Source organism: Kitasatospora sp. NPDC057512 (assembly GCF_042802135.1).
In the GTDB taxonomy this organism is placed as follows: domain Bacteria; phylum Actinomycetota; class Actinomycetes; order Streptomycetales; family Streptomycetaceae; genus Kitasatospora.
The window spans coordinates 1-22,750 of sequence record NZ_JBHVET010000048.1 but is presented as its reverse complement, the minus strand read 5'-3'; the positions used below and the strand labels follow the sequence as shown (position 1 = coordinate 22,750).

Annotated in this window: 20 protein-coding genes; 13 read left to right on the top strand and 7 right to left on the bottom strand. The window is 72.6% G+C overall.

Annotated elements, in window-relative coordinates; translation table 11 throughout:
• Positions 1 to 20: 20 nt before the first annotated feature.
• Complete coding sequence (locus tag ACFU6K_RS06100) at positions 21 to 494, bottom strand: SPW repeat protein (RefSeq protein WP_380661155.1); 474 nt, start codon at positions 492 to 494, stop codon at positions 21 to 23.
• A 185-nt stretch (positions 495 to 679) separates the two neighbouring features.
• Between ACFU6K_RS06100 and ACFU6K_RS06095 the strand changes: the two genes are divergently transcribed.
• Both ACFU6K_RS06095 and ACFU6K_RS06090 read left to right on the top strand, forming a co-directional pair.
• Positions 680 to 1,249: a PadR family transcriptional regulator gene (locus ACFU6K_RS06095; protein WP_380661154.1), complete on the top strand. Its 570-nt coding sequence runs from the start codon at positions 680 to 682 to the stop codon at positions 1,247 to 1,249.
• A gap of 142 nt (positions 1,250 to 1,391) precedes the next feature.
• On the top strand, positions 1,392 to 3,107 hold the full coding sequence (locus ACFU6K_RS06090; protein ID WP_380661153.1) for an acyl-CoA dehydrogenase family protein: 1,716 nt from the start codon (positions 1,392 to 1,394) through the stop codon (positions 3,105 to 3,107).
• A 63-nt stretch (positions 3,108 to 3,170) separates the two neighbouring features.
• Here ACFU6K_RS06090 and ACFU6K_RS06085 read toward each other — a convergent pair whose 3' ends face one another.
• The 4 genes from ACFU6K_RS06085 to ACFU6K_RS06070 form a co-directional block, all read right to left on the bottom strand.
• Positions 3,171 to 3,881, bottom strand: a complete 711-nt coding sequence (locus ACFU6K_RS06085) for a response regulator (protein WP_380661152.1) — start codon at positions 3,879 to 3,881, stop codon at positions 3,171 to 3,173.
• A gap of 210 nt (positions 3,882 to 4,091) precedes the next feature.
• Positions 4,092 to 4,757 (bottom strand): hypothetical protein, encoded by a 666-nt coding sequence (locus tag ACFU6K_RS06080; protein ID WP_380661151.1) that lies wholly within the window; start codon positions 4,755 to 4,757, stop codon positions 4,092 to 4,094.
• 46 nt (positions 4,758 to 4,803) lie between these two features.
• Positions 4,804 to 5,214 carry a hypothetical protein gene (locus tag ACFU6K_RS06075; protein WP_380661150.1) on the bottom strand — a complete coding sequence of 137 codons (411 nt, stop codon included), beginning with the start codon at positions 5,212 to 5,214 and terminating at the stop codon, positions 4,804 to 4,806.
• Entirely contained in the window at positions 5,211 to 5,588 is a 378-nt protein-coding gene (locus tag ACFU6K_RS06070; protein ID WP_380661149.1) for a hypothetical protein, read from the bottom strand. Before ACFU6K_RS06070 ends, ACFU6K_RS06075 begins: the two co-directional genes overlap by 4 nt.
• A gap of 353 nt (positions 5,589 to 5,941) precedes the next feature.
• On the opposite strand from ACFU6K_RS06070, the gene ACFU6K_RS06065 reads away from it, so the two are divergent.
• The 5 genes from ACFU6K_RS06065 (at position 5,942) to fahA (ending at position 12,344) form a co-directional block, all read left to right on the top strand.
• A complete protein-coding gene (locus ACFU6K_RS06065; protein WP_380661148.1) occupies positions 5,942 to 7,306 on the top strand; it encodes a phosphoribosyltransferase family protein in 1,365 nt (454 codons plus the stop codon).
• Positions 7,307 to 7,537: 231 nt separating this feature from the next.
• Positions 7,538 to 8,752: a 4-hydroxyphenylpyruvate dioxygenase gene (hppD, locus tag ACFU6K_RS06060; protein ID WP_049659944.1), complete on the top strand. Its 1,215-nt coding sequence runs from the start codon at positions 7,538 to 7,540 to the stop codon at positions 8,750 to 8,752.
• Positions 8,753 to 8,911: 159 nt separating this feature from the next.
• The gene (locus ACFU6K_RS06055; RefSeq protein ID WP_380661147.1) at positions 8,912 to 10,114 is read left to right on the top strand and encodes a homogentisate 1,2-dioxygenase; all 1,203 of its coding nucleotides are present in this window, start codon (positions 8,912 to 8,914) and stop codon (positions 10,112 to 10,114) included.
• On the top strand, positions 10,111 to 11,115 hold the full coding sequence (locus ACFU6K_RS06050; protein ID WP_380661146.1) for a hypothetical protein: 1,005 nt from the start codon (positions 10,111 to 10,113) through the stop codon (positions 11,113 to 11,115). The genes ACFU6K_RS06055 and ACFU6K_RS06050 overlap by 4 nt, the downstream gene beginning before the upstream one ends.
• Positions 11,112 to 12,344 (top strand): fumarylacetoacetase, encoded by a 1,233-nt coding sequence (gene fahA / locus ACFU6K_RS06045; RefSeq protein ID WP_380661145.1) that lies wholly within the window; start codon positions 11,112 to 11,114, stop codon positions 12,342 to 12,344. The genes ACFU6K_RS06050 and fahA overlap by 4 nt, the downstream gene beginning before the upstream one ends.
• A 117-nt stretch (positions 12,345 to 12,461) precedes the next feature.
• Here fahA and ACFU6K_RS06040 read toward each other — a convergent pair whose 3' ends face one another.
• Complete coding sequence (locus tag ACFU6K_RS06040) at positions 12,462 to 13,232, bottom strand: SDR family oxidoreductase (protein ID WP_380661144.1); 771 nt, start codon at positions 13,230 to 13,232, stop codon at positions 12,462 to 12,464.
• A gap of 100 nt (positions 13,233 to 13,332) precedes the next feature.
• On the opposite strand from ACFU6K_RS06040, the gene ACFU6K_RS06035 reads away from it, so the two are divergent.
• The 5 genes from ACFU6K_RS06035 (at position 13,333) to ACFU6K_RS06015 (ending at position 19,845) form a co-directional block, all read left to right on the top strand.
• Positions 13,333 to 13,986 (top strand): TetR/AcrR family transcriptional regulator, encoded by a 654-nt coding sequence (locus tag ACFU6K_RS06035; protein WP_380661143.1) that lies wholly within the window; start codon positions 13,333 to 13,335, stop codon positions 13,984 to 13,986.
• A gap of 160 nt (positions 13,987 to 14,146) precedes the next feature.
• Complete coding sequence (locus tag ACFU6K_RS06030) at positions 14,147 to 15,217, top strand: enoyl-CoA hydratase/isomerase family protein (protein ID WP_380661142.1); 1,071 nt, start codon at positions 14,147 to 14,149, stop codon at positions 15,215 to 15,217.
• Positions 15,218 to 15,274: 57 nt separating this feature from the next.
• Positions 15,275 to 15,940, top strand: a complete 666-nt coding sequence (locus ACFU6K_RS06025) for a GntR family transcriptional regulator (protein WP_380661141.1) — start codon at positions 15,275 to 15,277, stop codon at positions 15,938 to 15,940.
• A 193-nt stretch (positions 15,941 to 16,133) separates the two neighbouring features.
• Positions 16,134 to 18,860 carry a pyruvate dehydrogenase (acetyl-transferring), homodimeric type gene (gene aceE, locus ACFU6K_RS06020; protein ID WP_380661140.1) on the top strand — a complete coding sequence of 909 codons (2,727 nt, stop codon included), beginning with the start codon at positions 16,134 to 16,136 and terminating at the stop codon, positions 18,858 to 18,860.
• A gap of 205 nt (positions 18,861 to 19,065) precedes the next feature.
• Positions 19,066 to 19,845 carry an enoyl-CoA hydratase gene (locus ACFU6K_RS06015; protein WP_380661139.1) on the top strand — a complete coding sequence of 260 codons (780 nt, stop codon included), beginning with the start codon at positions 19,066 to 19,068 and terminating at the stop codon, positions 19,843 to 19,845.
• Positions 19,846 to 19,979: 134 nt separating this feature from the next.
• Here the strand turns inward: ACFU6K_RS06015 and ACFU6K_RS06010 are convergent, their stop codons facing one another.
• Positions 19,980 to 21,935 (bottom strand): NAD-binding protein, encoded by a 1,956-nt coding sequence (locus tag ACFU6K_RS06010; protein WP_380661137.1) that lies wholly within the window; start codon positions 21,933 to 21,935, stop codon positions 19,980 to 19,982.
• 173 nt (positions 21,936 to 22,108) lie between these two features.
• Between ACFU6K_RS06010 and ACFU6K_RS06005 the strand changes: the two genes are divergently transcribed.
• Positions 22,109 to 22,708: an HdeD family acid-resistance protein gene (locus tag ACFU6K_RS06005; RefSeq protein WP_380661136.1), complete on the top strand. Its 600-nt coding sequence runs from the start codon at positions 22,109 to 22,111 to the stop codon at positions 22,706 to 22,708.
• Positions 22,709 to 22,750 lie beyond the last annotated feature (42 nt).

The following is a 22,750-nucleotide window of genomic DNA, read 5'->3' as shown; positions in this document are numbered from 1 at the left end:
GTCACGGGCTGCGGGGAAGATCAGCCCGTGGCGCGACCGGCCCGGCCGCGCCGCATCGATGCTCCGTTCGATGTCATGGTCGCCATCGAGATCGCCGCGAGGCCGAGCAGGAACATCACGGCGCCCACGATGATGCAGGTCACGATGTTCTTGCCGTGCGCGACGGACCCGGAGACGACCCACGGGGAGATGATCGTCCAGGCACCGAGCGCGGTGGCCGCCCAGGCCCGCGCGTGGGTGCGTTCGTAGGCCGACCCGTAGCCGGCCATCAGAGCCGTGTAGGCCAGCCCGACGATCAGGCAGGTCACGGTCAGGGTGCTGTACGCGGTGAAGCCGACGATCCATGGCGATGCCGCCAGGAAGAGACCGGCCAGGACGGCCAGGGCCTCGATGCCCTGGGCGCGGGGGGTCGAGGTGACCCGCTCGTAGCGTTCGCGCAGTTCGACGATGTCCGGATGGTGCTCCATGCCCGTCGTCGGGATATGGGTTGCCACCGATACCACCTCCTGTGGTCGGAACCGGTAAGGCGCTTGCCCCGTACCCATTCTGGCTCTTATCCAATGATTTGCACCCGATGGTCCGGAATAACCGATAACCATCGGATCACGCCGGTGACCTGCGTCTCAACCGTCCGGGTCGCCATTGCCTATGCAACTCGTTGCATAGCAGGATGCGGGCCATGGCACTGGAGCACGCGATCCTCGTCTCACTGCTGGAGCAGCCCGGCTCCGGCTACGAGCTGGCCCGGCGCTTCGACCGCTCGATCGGGCGCTTCTGGACCGCCACCCACCAGCAGATCTACCGGGTGCTGCGGCGGATGGAGGCGGACGGCTGGGTGGCCGCGCAGGAGGTCAGCCAGGACGGACGCCCGGACAAGAAGGTCTACTCGGCGGCCGAGGCCGGACGGGCCGCACTGGCCGGCTGGCTGCGCGAACCGGTCGAACCGGAGACCGTCCGGCACGAGCTCGCGGTCAAGATCCGGGCCGCCGCCTTCGACGACCCGGCCGCGCTGATCTCCGAGGTCGAACGGCACCGCGAGGGCCATGCCGCCCTGCTCGCCCGCTACCTGCACGGCGAGCAGCGGGACTTCCCCGACGCCACCGCGCTCGACGCCGGGCAGCAGTTGCAGCACGTGGTGCTGCGCGGCGGCATCGAGTACGAGCGGATGACCCTCGCCTGGCTCGACGACGTGCTCGCCACCCTGCGCCGCCTCTCCACCGCCGGCTCACGGCGGACGGCCGACGACTGACGGACGGCAGGCGACGGCCGACAACTGACGGATAACAGATGACAGGCAACAGAGTTTGAAATCTGTCATCTGTCATCTGTCATCCGTCGCCCGAACCCTGCCACCCGCCCCTCCTCACACCCTCGACCCCTGGAGCCCCTCGATGCTCTTCAACCCGCGCAACTACGACCCCGCACAGTTCGACGAGCCGACCCGCCGGCTGCTGCGCGCGACGGTGGACTGGTTCGAGTCCCGCGGCAAGAAGGCACTGATCGACACCTACATCGACCGCAGCTGGTACGCCGACTTCCTGGACTTCGCCGCGAAGGAGGGCCTGTTCGCGGAGTTCCTGACCCCCGCCTCGGCCGACCCCGACAAGCGCTGGGACACCGCCCGCATCGCCGAGCTGAACGAGATCCTCGGCTTCTACGGCCTCGGCTACTGGTACACCTGGCAGGTCACCATCCTGGGCCTCGGCCCGGTCTGGCAGAGCGGGAACGAGGCCGTCCGCGCCCGCGCCGCCAAGCTGCTGGCCGAGGGCCACGTGATGGCCTTCGGCCTCTCCGAGCGCACCCACGGCGCCGACATCTACTCCACCGACATGATCCTCACCCCGGACGGCGAGGGCGGCTTCACCGCGACCGGCTCCAAGTACTACATCGGCAACGGCAACGTGGCCGGCCTGGTCTCGGTGTTCGGCCGCCGCTCGGACGTCGAGGGCCCGGAGGGCTACGTCTTCTTCGCCGCCGACAGCCGCCACGACGCGTACCACCTGGTCAAGAACGTGGTGAACGCGCAGATGTACGTCAGCGAGTTCCGCCTGGAGGACTACCCGGTGCGCGCCGAGGACGTGCTGCACACCGGCCAGGCCGCCTTCGACGCCGCGCTCAACACCGTCAACGTCGGCAAGTTCAACCTCTGCACCGCCTCGATCGGCATCTGCGAGCACGCGATGTACGAGGCCGTCACGCACGCCCACAACCGGGTGCTGTACGGCAAGCGGGTCACCGACTTCCCGCACGTCAAGCGGGAGTTGACCGACGCCTACGTCCGCCTGGTGGCGATGAAGCTGTTCAGCGCGCGGGCCGTGGACTACTTCCGCACCGCCTCCCCCGAGGACCGCCGCTACCTGCTGTTCAACCCGATGACCAAGATGAAGGTCACCACCGAGGGCGAGAAGGTCATCGACCTGATGTGGGACGTCATCGCCGCCAAGGGCTTCGAGGCGGACACCTACTTCGACAAGGCCGCGAAGGACATCCGCGGCCTGCCGAAGCTGGAGGGCACCGTCCACGTCAACCTGGCACTGATCCTCAAGTTCATGGGCAACTACCTGTTCGCCCCGGCCGACTACGCCCCGGTGCCGAGCCGTCTGGACGCCGCCGACGACGCCTTCCTGTTCCGGCAGGGGCCGGCCCGCGGCCTCGGCGCGATCCGCTTCCACGACTGGCGCGCCGCCTACGACCGCCACGCCGCGCTGCCCAACGTCGCCCGCTTCCGCGAGCAGGCCGACGGCTTCTGCGCGCTGCTGCTCGAGAACGCGCCGAGCAAGGAGCAGCAGGCGGACCTGGACTTCCTGCTGGAGATCGGCCAGCTGTTCGCGCTGATCGTCTACGGCCAGCTGGTGCTGGAGCAGGCCGAGTTGACCGGCCTGACCGCCTCCGAGGACGGCGGCGACGTGCTGGACCGGATCTTCGACGCGCTGGTCCGCGACTTCTCCGCGCACGCGACCGAGCTGCATGGCAAGGCCTCGGCCACCGAGGAGCAGGCCGCCTGGGCGCTGACGAACGTGCGCCGGCCGGTCGCCGACCCGGCGCGGGACGCGCGGGTGTGGGAGCGGGTCGAGGCGCTTTCCGGCGCGTACGAGATGCGGCCGTAGGGCGGCGGCAGGACTCCGGGGGTGCCGGTCGGCGGGCCGGCACCCCCGGTTCACTTCTCCGGTTCACCTCTCCGGGGAGGTCCGACCGTCACCGAGGCCCATGTCGCGGGCCCGGGCGACGGCCTCGGCGCGCGTGGCGACGTGCAGCTTCTCGAAGATGTGGGTGATGTGGTTGCGGACGGTCTTCTCCGCGACCACCAGCTCCCGGGCGATCCGCCGGTTGTCCAGCCCGCGCGCGACCAGGCCCAGCACCTCGGCCTCGCGGGCGGTGAGTTCGGGGAAGAGCTGTCCCGCCTCCCGCATCTTCGCGCCTGCCAGCAGGGCGGTGATCCGTCCGGCCACCTCGCCGCCGAACACCGCGCCGCCCGTCGCGACCGTCCGCACCGCGTGCAGCACCTCCTCCCGCCCGGCCCCCTTGACCAGGTAGCCGCGCGCGCCCGCCTGGAGGGCGGCGAGCAGGTTCCCGTCGTCGTCCGACATGGTCAGCATCAGCACCGGCGGCGGCGCCTCCCGGGTGGCGAGCTGTCGGACGGCCTCCAGTCCGGAGCCGTCGGGCAGCGAGAGGTCCATGATCACCACGTCGGGGTGGTGCCGGGCGACCGCCTCCGGAACGTCGGCGACCCGCTCGGCCTCGGCGACCACGAGGACGCCCTCGGCGCTCTCCAGTGCCGCCTTGAGCCCCTCCCGGAACAGGGGGTGGTCGTCGACGATCAGCACACGGACGGGCGGGTCTCCGGCCGGGTCCGCAGGTTCCACCGGCTGTTCTTCATCCACCCGGCCGACACTATCAGCGGCGATCGCGTGACTTTCCGTGACGTGCGCGTGAAGCCCTCCGCGTGTCGGCCCGCCGCCCGCCGCGCTCGACGGCGACGACGGACGGGGCGGACAGATGACAGTCAACAGACGACAGCTAACAGACGACAGCTGACAGATTTTGAATTCTGTCAGCTGTCGTCTGTCAGCTCACCACGGCCTCCTGCGCTCTCACCCCTGCGAATCGGCCTGCCCCGAGCGCATGGGCCTGCTGTCCCATTCCGGCCCCAAGGCGGCGGCGGGAGTGCCGACGCGGCCCAGGACGGCGTTGACCGGTCCGCGGCGGCCTGCCCGGAGGCCGTACCGCTCCCCCGCCCGGACGTAGACCAAGTCGCCGGGGAGCAGCGGCACTTCACCGAGCTCGCCGAGGAAGGAGGCGGCCCCGGAGAGGACCACCAGGAAGGCGTCGGCGGCCCGGTCCGTGTACGGTCCGCAGACACCGGCCGGGTCGAGCCGTACGGTGCCCACCTCCACCTGCCGCCAGCTCGGGGCAGGCGTGGAGCCCGACCGCTGGGCCGGGATGACGGCCCGGGGCGGGGCGGGACGGACGGTGAGCACGGTGGTCGGCGCGCCGCGGACGGCGGTGAGCCGGTAGGAGGTGCCGGGCCGGTGGTGCAGCGCCTCGCCCGGGGAGAGGATCCGGCCGGCCGCGAGCAGCCGACCGGAGAGCACCACGGTCACCGATTCGACGGATTCGTAAGGGAGTTGCTCGACCCGGACGCCCGGCGGCAGCGCCTCGACGGTGAGTCCGGCGCGGACGGCCGGCCGCTGCTCGGGGTCGATCAGCCGCTGGAACGCGGGCGCGGTGCGGGGGACGGCAGCGGGGACGAGTATCACGAGGGGTCTCCTCGGATCGAGGACTGGCAGGACCCGTCGGGGCCGGTCAGGGCCGGTCGCGGCGGGTGGCCCGGCGGCGGGCCGGGGCGGCCCGGGCGCCGGCGGTGTGCCGGGGGACGGCGAGGGTCAGACAGAGCAGTTCCGCGCCGAGCGGTCCGGCTTCGAGGTGCAGCGTGCGACCGCGGTGGGCCAGCAGCAGGTCCCCTACGGAGGCCAAGTGGTCGGTCTCGTCGGAGAGTTGACCGACGACGGCGGCGCCGCGCAGCACGTGCAGGACGGTCTCGGTGTCGGGCCGGCCCGGGAGCACGTGGTGGGCGCCGGGGCTCAGCCGCAGGTGGTCGAAGGTCTCGCAGGCACTGGCGAGCATCGGGCGCCGGGCCAGGGAGCGGATCCGTACCCGCTCGCCGTTCGGGCCGATGACGACCATGGCCGCGCCGGTGTCGGTGGTGACGATCACCTGGGGTCACCTTCTTCGGAGGAGGGCGGGACGGCGAGGACGGCGTGGAAGTACTCCAGCCCGGCCGTCCCGGCGGTCAGCACGGTCCGCGAGCCGAGCGGCAGCACGATCGCGGTGCCCTCGACCAGCGGCAGGCCGGCCTCGGCACGCTCCGGCTGGTCCGGCTGGTTCGGGTGCACGGCGCCCTCGGGCAGTTCGGCGAGTCCGGAGCCGGCGGTGACGTAGAGCGCGTGCTCGACGCCGTCGGCGGCGACCTCGGTGCGCCGGCCCGGGTCGAGTCGCTGCAGGCCGACACCGCGCAGCGGTCCGGCGAGCAGGCGGCCGGGGTCGACGGCGCCTCGGCGGCGCAGGTCGGTGATCACGGTGCCCGACATGACGGGCGCTCCTTCCGGTCGCGGGCGGGCGCTGCGGTCCGCCACTGCGATCCACCGTGCGCCGCCCGCTGTCCCGGCCACACGGGGGTGTCGTCCCGTCCGGCTCCCGGCTCGATCCCAGCCGGGATCCCGGCCCCGTCCCGGCCGGATCGCACCGCGGTCCCGGCCCGGTCCCGCCGTGGTCCCGCCCCGCTCGCACCCTGGTCCCGCCCCGGTCCGACCGCGGCTCCCGATCCCGCCCACCGCCCTCCGCACGCACCTCGGGAACCGCCGTCCGCGACCGCCCCGGGAGCCCCGTCCACGACCGCCCCGAGCCGACCGGAACGACGTACGGTGGAACCGGAGGCCGTGTCATGCACGTCACCGGAACCCACTTCACCCGCTTCGCCGACCGCACCGAGGCCGGCCGTCGGTTGGCCGCCCGCCTCGGCCACCTGGCCGGCCCCGACACCGTGATCGTGGCGCTGCCGAGGGGCGGTGTGCCGGTGGCCGCCGAGGTCGCCGCGGCGCTCGGCGCACCGCTGGACATCTGCGTGATCCGCAAGCTCGGCGTGCCGTACCAGCCCGAGCTGGGCATGGGGGCGATCGGCGAGGACGGCGTCCGGGTGCTGAACGAGCAGGTGATCCGGTTCTCCTCGGTCACGGACGGCCAACTGGCCGAGGTGGAACGGCGCGAGCGCACCGAGCTGGCCCGCCGGGCCCGCCGCTACCGGGGTGACCGGCCGCCCGCCGACCTGCGCGGCCGGACGGTGGTCGTGGTGGACGACGGCATCGCCACCGGGTCCACCGCCCGGGCGGCCTGCCGGATCGTCCGGGAGCGCGGCGCGGCCCGGGTGGTGCTCGCGGTGCCGGTCGCGCCCGCAGACTGGGCCGAGCGCCTCGACGAGGTCGCCGACGAGCTGGTCTGCGTCGACACGCCGTCCCCGTTCTACGCGATCGGCGAGTTCTACGCGGACTTCTCGCAGACCGAGGACGAGGAGGTGCTGCGGCTGCTGGCCGAGGCCGCCGGCGGCGCCCCGCCCGGGGCCTCCGCCGGGGTCGACCGCGAGCTGCCGCTGCCCGTCGCCGGGGTCCGCCTCGCGGGCCGGCTGACCGTCCCGGCCGGCGCGCGCGGGGTCGTCGTCTTCGCGCACGGCAGCGGCAGCGGCCGGCACAGCCCGCGCAACCGGCACGTCGCCGAGTACCTGAACCGCACCGGGCTGGCCACGCTGCTGTTCGACCTGCTCACCGAGGCCGAGGAGCCCGACCGGCGGAACGTGTTCGACGTGGCGCTGCTGGGCGGCCGGCTGACGGCCGTCGCCCGGCGGCTGGGCCCGGCTGAGGGCGGCCCGGACGCCGCCGTGCCCGAGACCCGGGGCCTGCCGCTCGGCCTGTTCGGTGCCAGCACCGGCGCCGCGGCCGCGCTGCACACCGCCGCCGAGCTGGGCCCGGCGGTGCGCGCCGTCGTCTCCCGGGGCGGTCGCCCCGACCTCGCCGCGCCCGACACCCTGGCCCGGGTCCGCGCCCCGACACTGCTCGTCGTCGGGTCCCTCGACCCCACCGTGCTCGACCTCAACCGGCAGGCCCGGAGCCGGCTGCGCTGCGAGACCGGGCTCGCGGTGGTGCCGCACGCGAGCCACCTGTTCGAGGAGCCGGGGACGCTGGACCGGGTCGCCGAGCTGGCGGCGGACTGGTTCCTCCGCCACCTCCCGCGCCCCGTCGGCCCCGGAAGCGCGTGACCGTCCCATTGCGCAGACTTCGTGCATCACCCCCGTTGAGCAGCGCATTTTGCGCAGCTGACAGCGGGAAATTCTGATCAGCTTGTACACATTGAGCAGTCAAAATCCGACCTGTTGCCCAACCACCCCGACAGGAGCAAGCTCTCCGCAACCACACCGCCCACCCGTTCGCGGTGCGGTCGCGATCCAGCGGAAGCCTCGACGGCGAGGCCCGAAGTGGAGGAACGAGCGATGACCCCGCAGTCCCACGCCCTTGAGTTGACCCCCGAGGAGCGCGAGGCCGGTCTTGACGCCGACCAGCTGCGCCGCCTCGTCGGCCTCGTCGAGCACGACGCCGCCGCCGACCCCTTCCCGGTGACGGCCCAGGACGCGGTCGTCTTCGTGGTCGGCAACGCCACCCAGACGGCGCAGTTCTACCAGGTCGTCTTCGGCATGGAGCTGGTCGCCTACTCCGGCCCGGAGACCGGCCGCCGCGACCGCAAGGCGTACGTGCTCCGCTCCGGCTCCTGCCGCTTCGTGATCAAGGGCGGCGTCCAGCCGGACAGCCCGCTGCTGGACCACCACCGCCGCCACGGCGACGGCGTCGTCGACCTCGCCCTGGAGGTCCCGGACGTCGACAAGTGCATCGAGCACGCCCGCGCGACCGGCGCCACCGTGCTGGAGGAGCCGAACGACGTCTCCGACGAGAACGGCACCGTGCGCCGCGCGGCCATCGCCACCTACGGCGAGACCCGCCACACCCTGATCGACCGCTCCCGCTACCACGGCCCGTACCTGCCGGGCTACGTCGTCGCGGAGAGCCGGGTCACCCACCCGGAGGGCTCGCCCAAGCGCCTCTTCCAAGCCCTCGACCACGCCGTCGGCAACGTCGAGCTGGGCCGGATGGACGAATGGGTGGCGTTCTACAACCGCGTCATGGGCTTCGTGAACATGGCCGAGTTCGTCGGCGACGACATCGCCACCGACTACTCCGCGCTGATGTCCAAGGTCGTCGCCAGCGGCAACCACCGGGTGAAGTTCCCGCTCAACGAGCCGGCCATCGCCAAGAAGAAGTCCCAGATCGACGAGTACCTGGAGTTCTACACCGGCCCCGGCTGCCAGCACATGGCGCTCGCCACCAATGACATCCTCACCACCGTGGACGTGCTGCGGGCGCGCGGCGTGGAGTTCCTCTCCACCCCGGACTCCTACTACGACGACCCGGAGCTGCGCGCGCGGATCGGCAAGGTCCGGGTGCCGGTCGAGGAGCTGAAGAAGCGCGGCATCCTGGTCGACCGCGACGAGGACGGCTACCTGCTGCAGATCTTCACCAAGCCGATCGGCGACCGCCCCACCGTCTTCTACGAGTTCATCGAGCGGCACGGTTCGCTCGGTTTCGGCAAGGGCAACTTCAAAGCGCTCTTCGAGTCCATCGAGCGCGAGCAGGACCGACGCGGCAACCTGTGAGCGTCCGAGGGCTCTGACGGGCCCCGACGAGCTCTGTAGAAGCCCGGACGGACTCCGACGGGCTCCGTCCGGGCCCTGCCAGGTTCTGCCAGGCTCTGGCAGAACCTGACAGGCTCTGGCGAACGGATCTCTGCCGAACGGTCGAGGAGGACCACGGAGATGGCGTACTACCGGCAGCTGGGCAGCATCCCGCCCAAGCGGCACACCCAGCACCGCACCCCCGAAGGCGGGCTGTACTACGAGGAGTTGATGGGCGAGGAGGGGTTCTCCTCGGACTCCTCGCTGCTCTACCACCGGGGCATCCCCTCGGCGGTGGTCAACGCGGTGCCCTGGGAGCTGCCGGACCAGTCCACGGTGCCCAACCACCCGCTCCTCCCCCGCCACCTCAAGCTGCACGAGCTGTTCGCGGACCAGGACTGGAAGTCCGCGGACGTCGTCGGCAGCCGCCGGCTCGTCCTCGGCAACGGCGACGTGCGGATCTCGTACGTCGCCGCCGGAGCCCCGAGCGAGCTCTACCGCAACGGGCTCGGCGACGAGTGCGTGTACGTGGAGTCCGGCTCCGGCACGGTCGAGACGGTGTTCGGCTCGATCGAGGTCGGGCAGGGCGACTACGTGATCATCCCGCGCGCCACCACCCACCGCTGGGTGCCGGCCGGGGACGAGCCGCTGCGCGCGTACTGCATCGAGGCGAACAGCCACATCACCCCGGTCAAGCGCTACCTGTCCAAGTACGGGCAGCTGCTGGAGCACGCGCCGTACTGCGAGCGGGACTTCCGCGGACCGGTCGGCCCGCTGGTCGTCGACGCCCCCGGGGACGTCGACGTGCTGGTCAAGCACCGCGGCCCGAACGGGATCGCGGGCACCCGCTACACCGTGCCGCACCACCCGTTCGACGTGGTCGGCTGGGACGGCTGCCTGTACCCGTACGCCTTCAACATCAAGGACTTCGAGCCGATCACCGGCCGGATCCACCAGCCGCCGCCGGCCCACCAGGTCTTCGAGGGCAACGGCTTCGTGATCTGCAACTTCGTTCCGCGCAAGGTGGACTACCACCCGCTGGCGATCCCGGTGCCGTACTACCACGCCAACGTGGACAGCGACGAGGTCATGTTCTACTGCGGCGGCGACTACGCGGCCCGCAAGGGCTCCGGCATCGGCCAGGGCTCGATCTCGCTGCACCCGGGCGGGCACACCCACGGTCCGCAGCCGGGGGCGTACGAGCGCAGCATCGGCGCGGAGTTCTTCGACGAGCTGGCCGTCATGGTGGACACCTTCCGCCCGCTGGAGCTCGGCGAGGGCGGCCGGGCCTCCGAGGACGCCAACTACGCCTGGACCTGGGCCGGTCGGGGGCCCGGGCGATGAACGCACTTCCTTCGGGGGGCGTGATCCCCGAGCTGTTCCGCGGACTGTTCGACGACGCGGCGGTGTTCCCGCCCGGGAACCTGCCGGTCGCCGAGGCGGTGCCCGCGCACCGGGCGCACCGCGCGGCCTGGTACGCCGAGGCGGTCGGGCCCTTCCTCTGCGGAGCCGGCCGACTGGGCGAGCTGGCCGCGGTGGTCTCGGCCGGGTCGGTCCCGGGCAGGTCGGTCTCCGCCGGATCGGGCCCGCCCGCCGCGGTTTCGGCCGGTGCGGTTCCGCCCGCCGCGGTTTCGGCCGGTGCGGCCGAGGGCGGCGCAGCGGGGGCGGAGGACTCAGTGGTGGCGGGCGACCGGCCGCTCAAGGTCGGGCTGGTGCTGCCGGGGGGCAGCACCGAGCTCGCCCCGGCGCTCGCCGCCGCCGCACCGTTCGAGCTGGCCGGCGTCGAGCTGGCCACCCGGGACGCCGCCGAGGCGGTGGCCGCGCTGGACCGGCTGCTGCCGCCGGACGTCCCCGCCGCCGTCGAGCTCCCGCGCGAACTGCTGCGCGGGGACGGGCTGGACGCCGCCCTGGACGTGCTGGTGGACAGCCCGTACCGGGCGAAGTTCCGCACCGGCGGACTGGTCGCGGAGGCCTTCCCGGACGAGGACGAACTGGCTGCCTTCCTCACCGGCTGCGCGCAGCGCGGACTGCCGTACAAGTGCACGGCCGGGCTGCACAACGCCGTCCGGCACACCGATCCGGAGACCGGCTTCGAGCACCACGGCTTCCTGAACGTGCTGCTCGCCGCGCAGGAGACCGACCGGGCCGCCGCGGCGGCGGTGCTGGCGGAACGCGACGGCGAGGTGCTGGCCAAGGCGGCACGTGCGCTAACGGATCGTCAGATCGTGGTGATCCGCAACTCGTTCACCGCGTTCGGCACCTGTAGCATCGCCGAGCCCCTGGGTGACCTGGCCGCGCTCGGCCTGCTGTCGTCGCCCAGTCCACTGCACCAGGAGGACCGTTGAGCACCACCCCCAGCAGCCCCAGCAGCTGGCTCGCCAGCGCCCAGGACTCGCCGTTCGGCGTGCACAACCTGCCGTACGGCGTCTTCACCGCCGCCGACCAGCCCGGGCGGCGCCGGATCGGCGTGCGCGTCGGGGACTTCGTGCTGGACGCCGGGGCGGCCGCCCGCGCGGCCGGCGCGCCGTCGGTGCTGCTGGACGCGGACTCGCTCAACCCGCTGATGGCGGCGGGGCGCCCGGTCTGGAGCCGGGTGCGGGCGGACCTCACCACCTGGCTCACCGACGAGTCCTTCCGCGAGGCCCTGTCGCCGGCGCTGCTGCCGGCCGACGAGGTGGAGCTGCACCTGCCGTTCGAGGTCGCCGACTACGTCGACTTCTACGCCTCGGAGCACCACGCCACCAACCTGGGCCGGATCTTCCGCCCGGGCTCGGAGCCGCTCACCCCCAACTGGAAGCACCTGCCGATCGGTTACCACGGGCGGGCGGGCACGGTCGTGGTCTCCGGCACGCCGGTGGTGCGGCCGTCCGGGCAGCGCAAGGCGCCCGCCGACGCCACGCCGAGCTTCGGGCCGTCGCGCCGGCTCGACATCGAGGCCGAGGTCGGCTTCGTCGTCGGCACGCCGTCGGAGCTGGGCCGGCCGGTCGCGCTGGACGACTTCCGCGAGCACGTGTTCGGCGTCTGCCTGCTCAACGACTGGTCGGCGCGCGACATCCAGGCCTGGGAGTACGTGCCGCTCGGCCCGTTCCTCGGCAAGTCCTTCGCGACCTCGATCTCGCCGTGGATCGTGCCGCTGGACGCCCTGGACCACGCCCGGGTCACGCCGCCGGAGCGCGACGTCGAGCCGCTGGCGTACCTGGACGACCGGGGCGGCGAGCCGTGGGGCCTGGACCTGGCGATGGAGGTCCGGCTGAACGGGCACCAGGTCTCCCGGCCGCCGTTCGCCACCATGTACTGGACGGCGCAGCAGCAGCTGACCCACATGACGGTCAACGGCGCCTCGCTGCGCACCGGCGACCTGTTCGCCTCGGGGACGGTCAGCGGGCCGGAGCGGGACTCCCGGGGCGCGCTGATCGAGCTGACCTGGAACGGCGAGGAGCCGCTGAAGCTCCCGGACGGGACGACCCGGACGTTCCTCGAGGACGGCGACGAGGTGACCATCACCGCCACCGCACCCGGGCCGGACGGCGCGGTGATCGGGTTCGGCGAGGTCTCGGGGCGGGTGCGGGGCTGAGGGCTCACGACCGACGGATGACAGCCGACAGATAACAGATAACAGCTGACAACTAACAGCTGACGGATTTCATCATCTGTCAGCTGCTAGTTGTCACCCCACCGCCGGCGGCTCCGCCTACAGCCGCGAGCCGCCGGTGGCGTCGACCACGCGCCCCGTCATCCACCGAGCGTCGTCCGAGGCGATGAAGGCGACGATGTCCGCGATGTCCTCCGGCACCCCGACCCGGCCCAGCGCGGCGACCGAGGCCGCCCACGCCCGCGCCTCCGGATCACCCAGGAACTCCGCGTTGAGGTCGGTGTCGATGATCCCGGGCGCCACGGAGTTGACGGTGATCCCGCGCGGCCCGAGCTGCTGGGCGAGGTTGAGCGAGAAGGTGTCCAGCGCGCCCTTGGTGGCGCCGTAGGCCATGATCTCCGGCATGGCGAGCCGGGCCAGGCCGCTGGAGACGTTGATGATCCGGCCGCCGTCGCGCAGCCGCTCCAGCCCGTGCTTGACGATGAAGAACGGTGCGCGGACGTTGACCGCGAAGACCTCGTCGAACTCCTCCTCGGTCAGGCCGGCGAGGTCGGAGCTGCGCCCGATCCCGGCGTTGTTCACGATGATGTCGACGCCCCCGGCCGGCGCGTACTCGCCTATCCGCGCGTCGAAGGCCTCCCACAGCGCGACGGCATCGCCGTGTCGCCCGAGCGCGGCGGGCAGCGCGAAGGCCCGCCCGCCGTCCGCCTGGATGCCCGCCACCACCTCCTCCGCCGCCACCGCATCGCGGGCGTAGCCGACGGCGACGGTGGCGCCGTCCCGCCCGAGCCGGCGGGCGATGGCCCGGCCGATTCCCCTGCTGCCGCCCGTGACCAGCGCCGTCTTGCCCTGAAGCCTGTCCGCGCCCATGGCCGAGCCCCCTCCTGTTGCACTCCACGCATTTCTTGAGCGATCGCTCAAGAAATACGCTAGCACACACTTCTTGAGTGAGTGCTCTAAAATTCGGCGCATGACAGAGGCACACGCGGCGACATCGGCATCCCCGGACGGACCCGCCGGCCCGCCGCGCACTCCCCGTCGCGGACGCCCGCCGGCCTTCGACCGCGCCGAGGCCCTGGCCGCGGCCACCCGGCTGTTCTGGCAGCACGGCTACGAGGCCACCTCCGTCACCGACCTCACCACCGCCATGGGCATCCGCCCCGGCAGCCTGTACGCGGCCTTCGGTGACAAGCGGTCGCTGTTCGAGGAGGTAGTCCGCCAGTACGGCCACTCCCCCGCCGGCGAGTTCGCGACCATCGCGCTGACGGAGGAGCCCACCGCCCACCGCGCCTTCGCCCGCATCCTGCGCGAGGCCGCCGCCGTCTACGCCGACCCGTCGCATCCGGCCGGCTGCCTGGTGATCTCCGCCGCCACCAATGTGACCCCGCAGGACGCCGGCATCCAGGACCAGCTGCGCGAGCGACGCAACGGGAACCTGCGCACCTTCGAGGAGCGGCTGCGCCGGGCACAGCAGGACGGCGAACTGCCGCCGGAGGCCGACCCGAAGGGGCTGGCCGGCTACTTCGGCGCGGTACTCCAGGGCATGTCCCAGCAGGCCCGCGACGGCGCCACCGCCGCCGACCTGGCCCGCACCGCCGAACTCGCCCTGCGCGCCTGGCCGTAGCGCCTCCCGCGCACCCGTGTTGCGCCCGTGTTGCGTCCCTGGAGCGCCCGTCGGAAACGTGATCGCCGGGCGAGTGATCACAACGGGCGCCCGCCCCGGTACGGTGGACGGCGGGAATCGGCATCGCCGACGACATCACCGAGGAACGGGAGCGGGCCCGATGAACGCAGAGGTGGCGGAGGTCCAGGCGTTCCTGGACGGCGGCGTCGGACGGCTCGTCCTGAACCGCCCGCGGGCGCTCAACTCGCTGACCCACGGCATGGTCACCGCCCTGCGCGCCACCCTGGACGACTGGGCCGCGGACGACCGGATACGCGCCGTCGTGCTGACCGGCGCGGGCGAGCGCGGCCTGTGCGCGGGCGGCGACATCCGCGCGATGCACGACGACGCCAAGACGGGCGGGGCCGGCACCCGGGCGTTCTTCCGCGACGAGTACCGGCTGAACGCGCTGATCGCCCGCTACCCGAAGCCGTACGTCGCGGTCATGGACGGCATCACCATGGGCGGCGGCGTCGGCGTGTCCGCCCACGGTTCGGTGCGGATCGTCACCGAGCGCTCCACCGTCGCGATGCCCGAGACCCGGATCGGGATCGCCCCGGACGTCGGCGGCAGTCGGCTGCTCGCCCACGCCCCGGGCGAGTTGGGCACCCACCTCGGGCTCAGCGCGGCCTCGATGGGCCCGGGCGACGCCCTGCTGTGCGGGTTCGCGGACCACTTCGTGCCCTCGCGGCGCATCCCGGACCTGCTCGACGCCCTGCCCCGGAGCACCGCCACGGCACCCGACAGCACCACCGCCGTCGCCGCCACCGTCGCCGCGCACGCCGAGCCCGCGCCGCCCGCCGCACTGGCCGCCCAGCGCGCCTGGATCGACGCCTGCTACGCGGCCGACACGGTCGAGGAGATCGTCGACCGGCTGCTGAACTCCGGTGTCCCGGAGGCGAAGGAGGCCGCCGAGGCCGTCCTCGCGAACTCCCCCACCGCCGTGAAGACCACCCTGGCCGCGCTGCGCCGCGCCCGTACGCTCCCCTCGCTGGAGGCCGTGCTCGACCAGGAGTACCGGATCTCCAACGCCGCACTGGAGGGCCACGACATGGTCGAGGGCGTCCGCTCGCAGGTGATCGACAAGGACCGCAACCCCCGCTGGAAGCCCGGCACGCTCGCCGAGGTGACGGAGGCGGACGTCGCCCGCTTCCTCGCCCCGCGCGAGGGCGACGAACTGGGCCTGGCCTGAGCCCCGCCCCACCCCCTCCTCCGCCTCCAACCTCCACCGGCACATCTGGAGCCCGTCATGAACCACCCGGTCCCGCCGCCGAATCCGGCCGGGGGCGCCGACCCGCTGTCCCGGGTGCCGCTGGGCGAGCAGGTGCGCGGGCTGCTGCTGGAGGGCCTGCTGAACGGCCGCTGGCAACCCGGGGACCGGATCGTCGAGCGGCGCCTGGCCGCCGAGCTGAACGTCAGCCAGGCGCCGGTCCGCGAGGCGCTGCGCGCGCTCCAGGCTCTCGGGCTGCTCGACGCCGAACCCAACCGGGGCGTGCGGGTGCGCGAGATCGGCCCGGCCGAGCTGCGCGAGGTCTACCAGGTGCGGGCCGCGCTGGAGCGGCTGGCCGCCGAGTCGGCGGTGGTCCGGCTGGCCGGGGACACCACCGCGCTGGAGCGGCACGCCGAGCGGATGGCGGCGGCCGCGGCGGCGGGTGACGCCCTCGGCCAGGCCCGGCACGGGGTGGCCTTCCACCGCGAGATCGTCGCCGCCTCCGGCAACGGGACGCTGCTGCGGACCTGGGAGGGCCTCGGGGTCGAGGTGTGGACGGTGCTGTCGCTGCACCGGGTCCGGCCGGAGCTGCACGAGAACGCCGCCGACCACCGGCCGCTGATCGAGGCCTTCCGGCGGCAGGACCCGGCGGTCGGCCGGCTGCTGGCCGAGCACGTCCTGGAGTACGCCCGGCACTCCGACTGAGCCGCCCGGGACGGGGTTCCCCTCCCGTATAAAGTTCGCATAGAGATGATCGATCATCGCTCAAACTACCCGCCAGTAGCGGTTGACGGGCCACCCGATCACTCTCTACCGTCCAAATAGTTCCATGGAGAGAAATGCTATTCCGCATCATGGAATAAGCACCTTGAAGCGCACCGGTAAAGGGGAACCACCCGTGTCCCAGCTCGACCAGCTTCCCGACCACGACCCCGAGGAGATCGCGGAGTGGCGCGCGTCCCTCGACGCCGCCCGCGACTTCGGCGGACCGAACCGCGCCGCCCACCTGCTGCGCCGTCTCGTCGAGCACGCCGAGCTGCGGCGGCTCGACGTCCCTCCGCTGCTGGACACCCCGTACGTCAACACCATCCCCACCGCCGCCGAACCGGAGTTCCCCGGCGACGAGGAGATGGAGCGCCGGATCACCGCCTGGAACCGCTGGAACGCCGCCGCCATGGTGACCAGGGGCAACCACCGCGGCGGCCTGGGCGGGCACATGGCCACCTACGCCTCCGCCGCCTGGCTGTACGAGGTCGGCTTCCAGCACTTCTTCCGCGGCAAGGAGGCCGACGGCTCCGGCGACCAGCTGTACGTGCAGGGCCACGCCGCCCCCGGCGTCTACGCCCGCGCGTTCCTGGAGGGCCGGATCCCCGAGGCCCAGCTGGACCGCTTCCGCCAGGAGGCCGGCGGCGACGGCCTGCCCTCCTACCCGCACCCGCGCCGGCTGCCCTGGTTCTGGGAGTTCCCGACCGTCTCGATGGGCCTCGGACCGCTCTCGGCGATCCACCAGGCCCGGTTCAACCGCTACCTGACCGCGCGCGGGATCAAGGACACCTCCGGCTCGCACGTGTGGGCCTTCCTCGGCGACGGCGAGATGGACGAGCCCGAGGCCACCGCCGCGCTCGCGCTGGCCGCCCGGGAGAACCTGGACAACCTCACCTTCGTCGTCAACTGCAACCTGCAGCGCCTGGACGGACCGGTGCGCGGCAACGGCAAGATCGTGCAGGAGCTGGAACGCTGCTTCCGCGCGGCCGGCTGGAACGTGGTCAAGTCGCTGTGGGGCGAGGCCTGGGACGAGCTGCTGGCCCGCGACACCACGGGCGCGCTGGTCCGCCGGCTCGGCAAGGTGCCGGACGGGCAGTTCCAGACCTACGCCGCCTCGGACGCCGGGTACGTCCGCGAGCACCTCTTCCACGGCTCGCCCGAACTGCGGGCGCTCGCCGACACCGTGGACGACCGGCGGCTGATCGAGACCGTCGCCACCTCCCGGGGCGGCCACGAGCCGCGCAAGGTGTACGCGGCCTACCGCGCGGCGCTGGAACACCGGGGCGCGCCCACCGTGGTGCTGGCGCAGACCGTCAAGGGCTGGACGCTCGGCCCCGGCTTCGAGTCCCGCAACGCCAACCACCAGATGAAGAAGCTCTCCGGAGCCGAGTTCCGCGCCATGCGCGACCTGCTCGAACTCCCCATCCCGGACGCCGCGTTGAACGACCCGCTACCCCCGTACGCACACCCCGGACCGGACTCGCCGGAGGCCCGCTACCTGCGCGAGCGCCGCGCCGCACTGGGCGGGCCGGCGCCCGCCCGCCGGGTGCGCTTCACCCCGCTGCCCGCCCCGCCCGCGAAGCCCTTCGAGACGCTGTTCAAGGGCTCCGGCAGCCAGGAGATCGCCACCACCATGGCCTTCGTCCGGCTGGTCAAGGACCTGCTGCGGGACAAGGCGACCGGCCACCGCTGGGTGCCGATCGTCCCGGACGAGGCGCGCACCTTCGGCATGGAGTCGCTCTTCCCGACCGCCGGGATCTACTCCCCGCTCGGGCAGACCTACGACCCGGTCGACCGCGACCAGCTGCTCCACTACAAGGAGTCGGCGACCGGCCAGATCCTCAACGAGGGCATCACCGAAGCCGGTTCGATGGCCTCGCTGACCGCCGCCGCGACCTCGTACGCGACCCACGGCGAACCGGTCGTCCCGTTCTACATCTTCTACTCGATGTTCGGCTGGCAGCGCACCGCCGACCAGATGTGGGCACTGGCCGACCAGTTGGGCCGCGGCTTCCTGATCGGCGCCACCGCCGGCCGAACCACCATGACCGGCGAGGGCCTCCAACACGCCGACGGCCACTCCCAGTTGATCGCCTCCACCAATCCGGCCGCGCTCTCCTACGACCCGGCGTTCGGTTACGAGGTGGCCGTGATCGTCCGCGAGGGCCTGCGCCGGATGTACGGGGGCGGCGAGCAACACCCGCACGGCGAGGACGTGTTCTACTACCTCACCGTCTACAACGAGCCGCTGGCGCAGCCCGCACTCCCGGACGGCGAGGACGTCGTGGACGGCATCCTGAGCGGCCTCTACCGCTACCGCACGGCGGACGCCGCCGCCTCGTCCGCCACCCCGGCCGTCGACCTGCCCGCCGACCCGCCGCGGCTCCAACTGCTCGCCTCCGGCACCGCCGTGCGGTGGGCCCTGACGGCGCAGCGGCTGCTCGGCGAGGAGTGGGGCGTGGCGGCCGACGTCTGGTCCGCGCCGTCCTGGACGGAGCTGCGCCGCGAGGCACTGGACTGCGACGCGGCCAACCTGGCGCAGGCGGCGGCCGGTACCGGCGCGGCGGCCCGCGTCCCGTACGTGACCAGGGCGCTGGCCGGGGCACCCGGGCCGGTGCTGGCGGTCAGCGACTGGATGCGCGCGGTGCCGGACCAGATCCGCCCGTGGGTGGAGCAGGACTGGACCTCGCTGGGCACCGACGGCTTCGGCCTCTCGGACAGCCGGGCGGCGGCGCGGCGGCACTTCGGGGTGGACGCCGAGTCGGTGACGGTCGCGGCGCTGGCCGCACTGGCCCGCCGGGGCGAGGTGAAGGCGGAGACCGTGCGGCAGGCGGCGGAGCGCTACGGCGTCCGCTTCTGACCGGCCCGGCGTCCGTCCGGCCGTCACTTCGTTCCGCCGCTGCCTCCGTCCCGTCGCCCGTGCCACCGCCCGTGCCGCGGCCTCCGTCGCCTGGTGACCGGCGTCTCGCATACCAAGACTGGCGCGAGGCGGGGCGCGTCGTAGATCGTTGGGTGGTCAGGGCGCGCCCACGGGTGCCGAGCAGCGGAAATGGGAGTCGACGGCGATGACCGAGACCTACGAGACGATCCTGGTCGAGCGCAAGGGCCGGGTGGGACTGATCACGCTCAACCGGCCCAAGGCGCTCAACGCGCTGAACACCCAGCTGATGAACGAGGTGGTCGCCGCCGCGACCGCCTTCGACCGGGACCCGGAGATCGGCTGTCTGGTGATCACCGGCTCGGAGAAGGCCTTCGCGGCCGGTGCCGACATCAAGGAGATGCAGGGCAACCGGTTCCCGGACGTCTACCTGGACGACTGGCTGGGCCCGTGGGACCGGCTCGGCGCCCTGCGCAAGCCGGTGATCGCGGCGGTGGCCGGGTTCGCGCTGGGCGGCGGCTGCGAGCTGGCGATGCTGTGCGACGTCCTGCTGGCGGCGGACACCGCGAAGTTCGGGCAGCCGGAGATCAAGCTCGGCGTCATCCCGGGCATCGGCGGCTCGCAGCGGCTGACCCGGGCGGTCGGCAAGGCGAAGGCCATGGAGCTGTGCCTGACCGGTCGGATGATGGGCGCCGAGGAGGCCGAGCGGGCCGGACTGGTCTCCCGGATCGTCCCCGCCGACCAGCTGCTGTCCGAGGCCCTGGCCACCGCCGAGACGATCGCGGCGATGTCCGCCCCGGCCGCGATCATGATGAAGGAGAGCGTCAACCGCGCCTTCGAGACGACCCTCGCCGAGGGCGTCCGCTTCGAGCGCCGGCTCTTCCACGCCGCCTTCGCCACCGCGGACCAGAAGGAGGGCATGGCGGCCTTCGCCGAGAAGCGCCCGCCGGAGTTCCAGAACCGCTGACGGCTGAGGACGGCCGACAACTGACGGCCGACCGATGACAGCTGACGAGTGACGGATGACAGCCGACAGATTTCAGATTTCAGATGTTGAAATCTGAAATCTGTCAGCTGAACTCTGTCCGATGACGGCCGCACTCAGCCCTGCTCCTCCACCGCCACCGTGTTCAGCCGGGCGAGCCCGCTGCGGGTGGCGGCGACCACGATCTGGTCGCCCGGGGCCAGCCGCCGGGTGCGGTCGGGGAAGTTCCACTGCAGCTGCCCGCCGTGGGCGAAGCGCACCGCGATCACCCGGACACCGCCCGGGTCCTCCAGGTCGTGCCGGTTCAGCCCGATCAGCCCGCTGCCGTCCTCCACCGTCAGCTCGGCGATCAGCAGCACGTGCCGGAGCACCGACAGCGTCCCGCGCACCTCGCGCCCCATCAGCGCCGCCGCGAAAGCGGGCGCGGCCAGGTAGGACACCGACCGGGAGGCCGCGTTGTCCAGCGTCTTGTAGAAGTGGCTCGCGAAGTCGTCCTCGAACAGCCGCACCACCACCCGGACCTCGGGATTGCCGTGGCGCGCCTCCAGGGCCGCCTCCAGGTTGGTGGCGTCGTCCCCGCTGACCGCGACCAGCGCCCGGCTGTGCTTCAGCCGGGCCCGGCGCAGCTGCTGCTCGAACGGGCCGTCGCCCATCACCACCGGGATCCCCAACGCCCGTACGGCGGCGATGCCGCGCGCCTGCGGGTCCCGCTCCATGCAGACCACCGGCACGCCCATGGCGTGCAGTTGGGTCGCGACCCGGGTGCCGACGTTGCCGAGGCCGACGACGATCACGTGGTCCCGGGTGCCGGCCCCGGGATTGCGCGGCTGCCCGCGCCGCCCGGAGCCCAGCACCTCGACCGCGATCGCGGTGGCGACCGGCGCGAAGGTGATCCCGCAGATGGTGATCACCACCTGCGCGACCCGCTGCCAGAACCCGCCGGTGCCCGCCCCCGTCCCGGCGGCGACGTCGGAGAGCTGGTCCGGCTGGGCGGCGCCGGCCAGGTCGAGCAGCGCGATGTAGACGGTCCAGCCGAAGTTCCGGTTGAGGTACCAGAGCACGCCGAAGGCCAGCAGCACCGCCGCGAGGGCGGTGAGCAGCACCAGGCGCATCCGGGCGCTGGTGAAGAAGCGCATGGTGTCGAGCAGCCGCCAGCGCAGCCGTCTCATCCAGTCGATCGGTTCCCGGGGCTCGATCCGCAGCACCTGGAGCGCCGCCCGACCGCCCGGCTCCCCCTCCTGGGCGGGGCCGGGCAACGGCACCGGACCGCCCGACGGCACCGGTTCGGCCGAAGACTCCGGCTCGGTCGAAGAGTCCGGCTCGGTCGAAGGCTCCTGCTCGGTCGTAGACTCCCCGTCGGCCGCCAGCGCCGGCTCGGCCGACGACGCCGATCCGGGCCGTGTGCCACCGGGGCGGATCGGCCCCTGGTCGCCGAACTCGGCGGCGAGCCGGACGAATTCGGCCGAGTCGCCCTGCTGCTCGGGCAGCAGCCGGATCCTGCCGAGGTCCTGCCGGTCGATCTGGTCGGCGACCACGCAGATCCGGTCGGAGGTGATGTCGTCGTCGAACGCGATGTGCAGGTAACGCCCTTCGATCTCGACCGAGTTGGGCCGCCCGAGCGCCGCGGAGGCGAAGGCCGGGGCGGCGGTGGCGGAGCCGGAGAGCGCGGCACCGTTCCTGAGCAGCCGTTCGATGTTCTCGCCGAGCCGCTGGTTGAACATCCGGAACACGATGCGGATGTCCGGGTTGTGGTTCTGGGCGCTGAGCGCGGCGTGGATGTTCTCCTGGTCGCTCCCCTCGACCAGGGCGAGGCCGCGCGCGGTACCGATGGACACCGCGCGCAGCGCCTCCTCGGTGACGCTGCTGTACTCCACGACCGCCGCCACGCCGGAGAGTTGCTCGATCTGCGGCGCGTGGTCGCGGGTCCGGTCGGCGACCAGGACGACGACCGGGACCTCGTAGTGCTCGACGAGTTCCAGGACCAGTCGGTGTGCCAGCGCGTTGCCCCCGCAGACGATGTAGTGCTGGCTGATCGGCTCGACCGGAGGGGTCCCCCACCCTTCAGAAGTCATACCGACGGACGGTATCGACGGCAAGTGTCCGGAGGGTGACGTTCCGGCGACCGCGGCGAATCCCCCGAACGGCCGTATCGGACGCGCGGTCCGGCCCTGGCGCGGAGAGGCTGGGGTTCATTCCCTGCCCGTCAGCCGGCCGGCCCGGCGTCAGCCCCGAGGAGTACGCCACCGTGGCCCCTCCGATCATCACCCCCGACGGCACCCCGGTCCAGGGTCCGCTCGGACTGCTCGCCAAGGCCGCCTGGCAGGTCCTGCTGGTCGCCGGACTCGCCTCGCTCGCTCTCGGGATCGTGGTCTTCGTCTGGCCCCGGGAGACGCTCCTGGTGGTGGGCGTGCTGTTCGGCCTCTACCTGCTGGTGATCGGCATCGTGCAGCTGATCGCCGCGTTCGGCACCCACTCCACCACCGCGCTGCGGGTGCTGGCCTTCATCAGCGGCGCGATCTGCGTGCTGCTGGGGCTGCTCTGCTTCCGCAGTGCGGTGCAGTCGGTGCTGCTGCTCGCGCTCTGGATCGGGATCGGCTGGCTGTTCCGCGGCATCACCCAGCTCGCCGCCGCGATCTCCGACCCGCTGATGCCCGCCCGCGGCTGGCAGGCCTTCGCGGGCGCGGCCAACACCCTGGCCGGCGTGCTGCTGATGGTGTGGCCGGTCAAGTCGATCACCGCGCTGGCCGTACTGGCCGGATGCTGGCTGGTGATCCTGGGCCTGGTCGAGATCGTGACGGCGCTCCAGGTCCGCAGCCGGGCCAAGCAGATCCCGTCCGGGGTCTGACGACAGCCGTCCGGTGCGCCGGGGCCGCGTCCCGTCGGGGCG

Excerpts from the sequence above, each read along its gene's own strand:
- ACFU6K_RS06095 (WP_380661154.1), top strand. The coding sequence starts at position 680 with ATGGCACTGGAGCACGCGATCCTCGTCTCACTGCTGGAGCAGCCCGGC.
- ACFU6K_RS06090 (WP_380661153.1), top strand. The coding sequence starts at position 1,392 with ATGCTCTTCAACCCGCGCAACTACGACCCCGCACAGTTCGACGAGCCG.
- ACFU6K_RS06070 (WP_380661149.1), bottom strand. The coding sequence starts at position 5,588 with ATGTCGGGCACCGTGATCACCGACCTGCGCCGCCGAGGCGCCGTCGAC.
- ACFU6K_RS06065 (WP_380661148.1), top strand. The coding sequence starts at position 5,942 with ATGCACGTCACCGGAACCCACTTCACCCGCTTCGCCGACCGCACCGAG.
- hppD (WP_049659944.1), top strand. The coding sequence starts at position 7,538 with ATGACCCCGCAGTCCCACGCCCTTGAGTTGACCCCCGAGGAGCGCGAG.
- ACFU6K_RS06055 (WP_380661147.1), top strand. The coding sequence starts at position 8,912 with ATGGCGTACTACCGGCAGCTGGGCAGCATCCCGCCCAAGCGGCACACC.
- ACFU6K_RS06050 (WP_380661146.1), top strand. The coding sequence starts at position 10,111 with ATGAACGCACTTCCTTCGGGGGGCGTGATCCCCGAGCTGTTCCGCGGA.
- ACFU6K_RS06040 (WP_380661144.1), bottom strand. The coding sequence starts at position 13,232 with ATGGGCGCGGACAGGCTTCAGGGCAAGACGGCGCTGGTCACGGGCGGC.
- ACFU6K_RS06035 (WP_380661143.1), top strand. The coding sequence starts at position 13,333 with ATGACAGAGGCACACGCGGCGACATCGGCATCCCCGGACGGACCCGCC.
- ACFU6K_RS06030 (WP_380661142.1), top strand. The coding sequence starts at position 14,147 with ATGAACGCAGAGGTGGCGGAGGTCCAGGCGTTCCTGGACGGCGGCGTC.
- ACFU6K_RS06025 (WP_380661141.1), top strand. The coding sequence starts at position 15,275 with ATGAACCACCCGGTCCCGCCGCCGAATCCGGCCGGGGGCGCCGACCCG.
- ACFU6K_RS06015 (WP_380661139.1), top strand. The coding sequence starts at position 19,066 with ATGACCGAGACCTACGAGACGATCCTGGTCGAGCGCAAGGGCCGGGTG.
- ACFU6K_RS06010 (WP_380661137.1), bottom strand. The coding sequence starts at position 21,935 with ATGACTTCTGAAGGGTGGGGGACCCCTCCGGTCGAGCCGATCAGCCAG.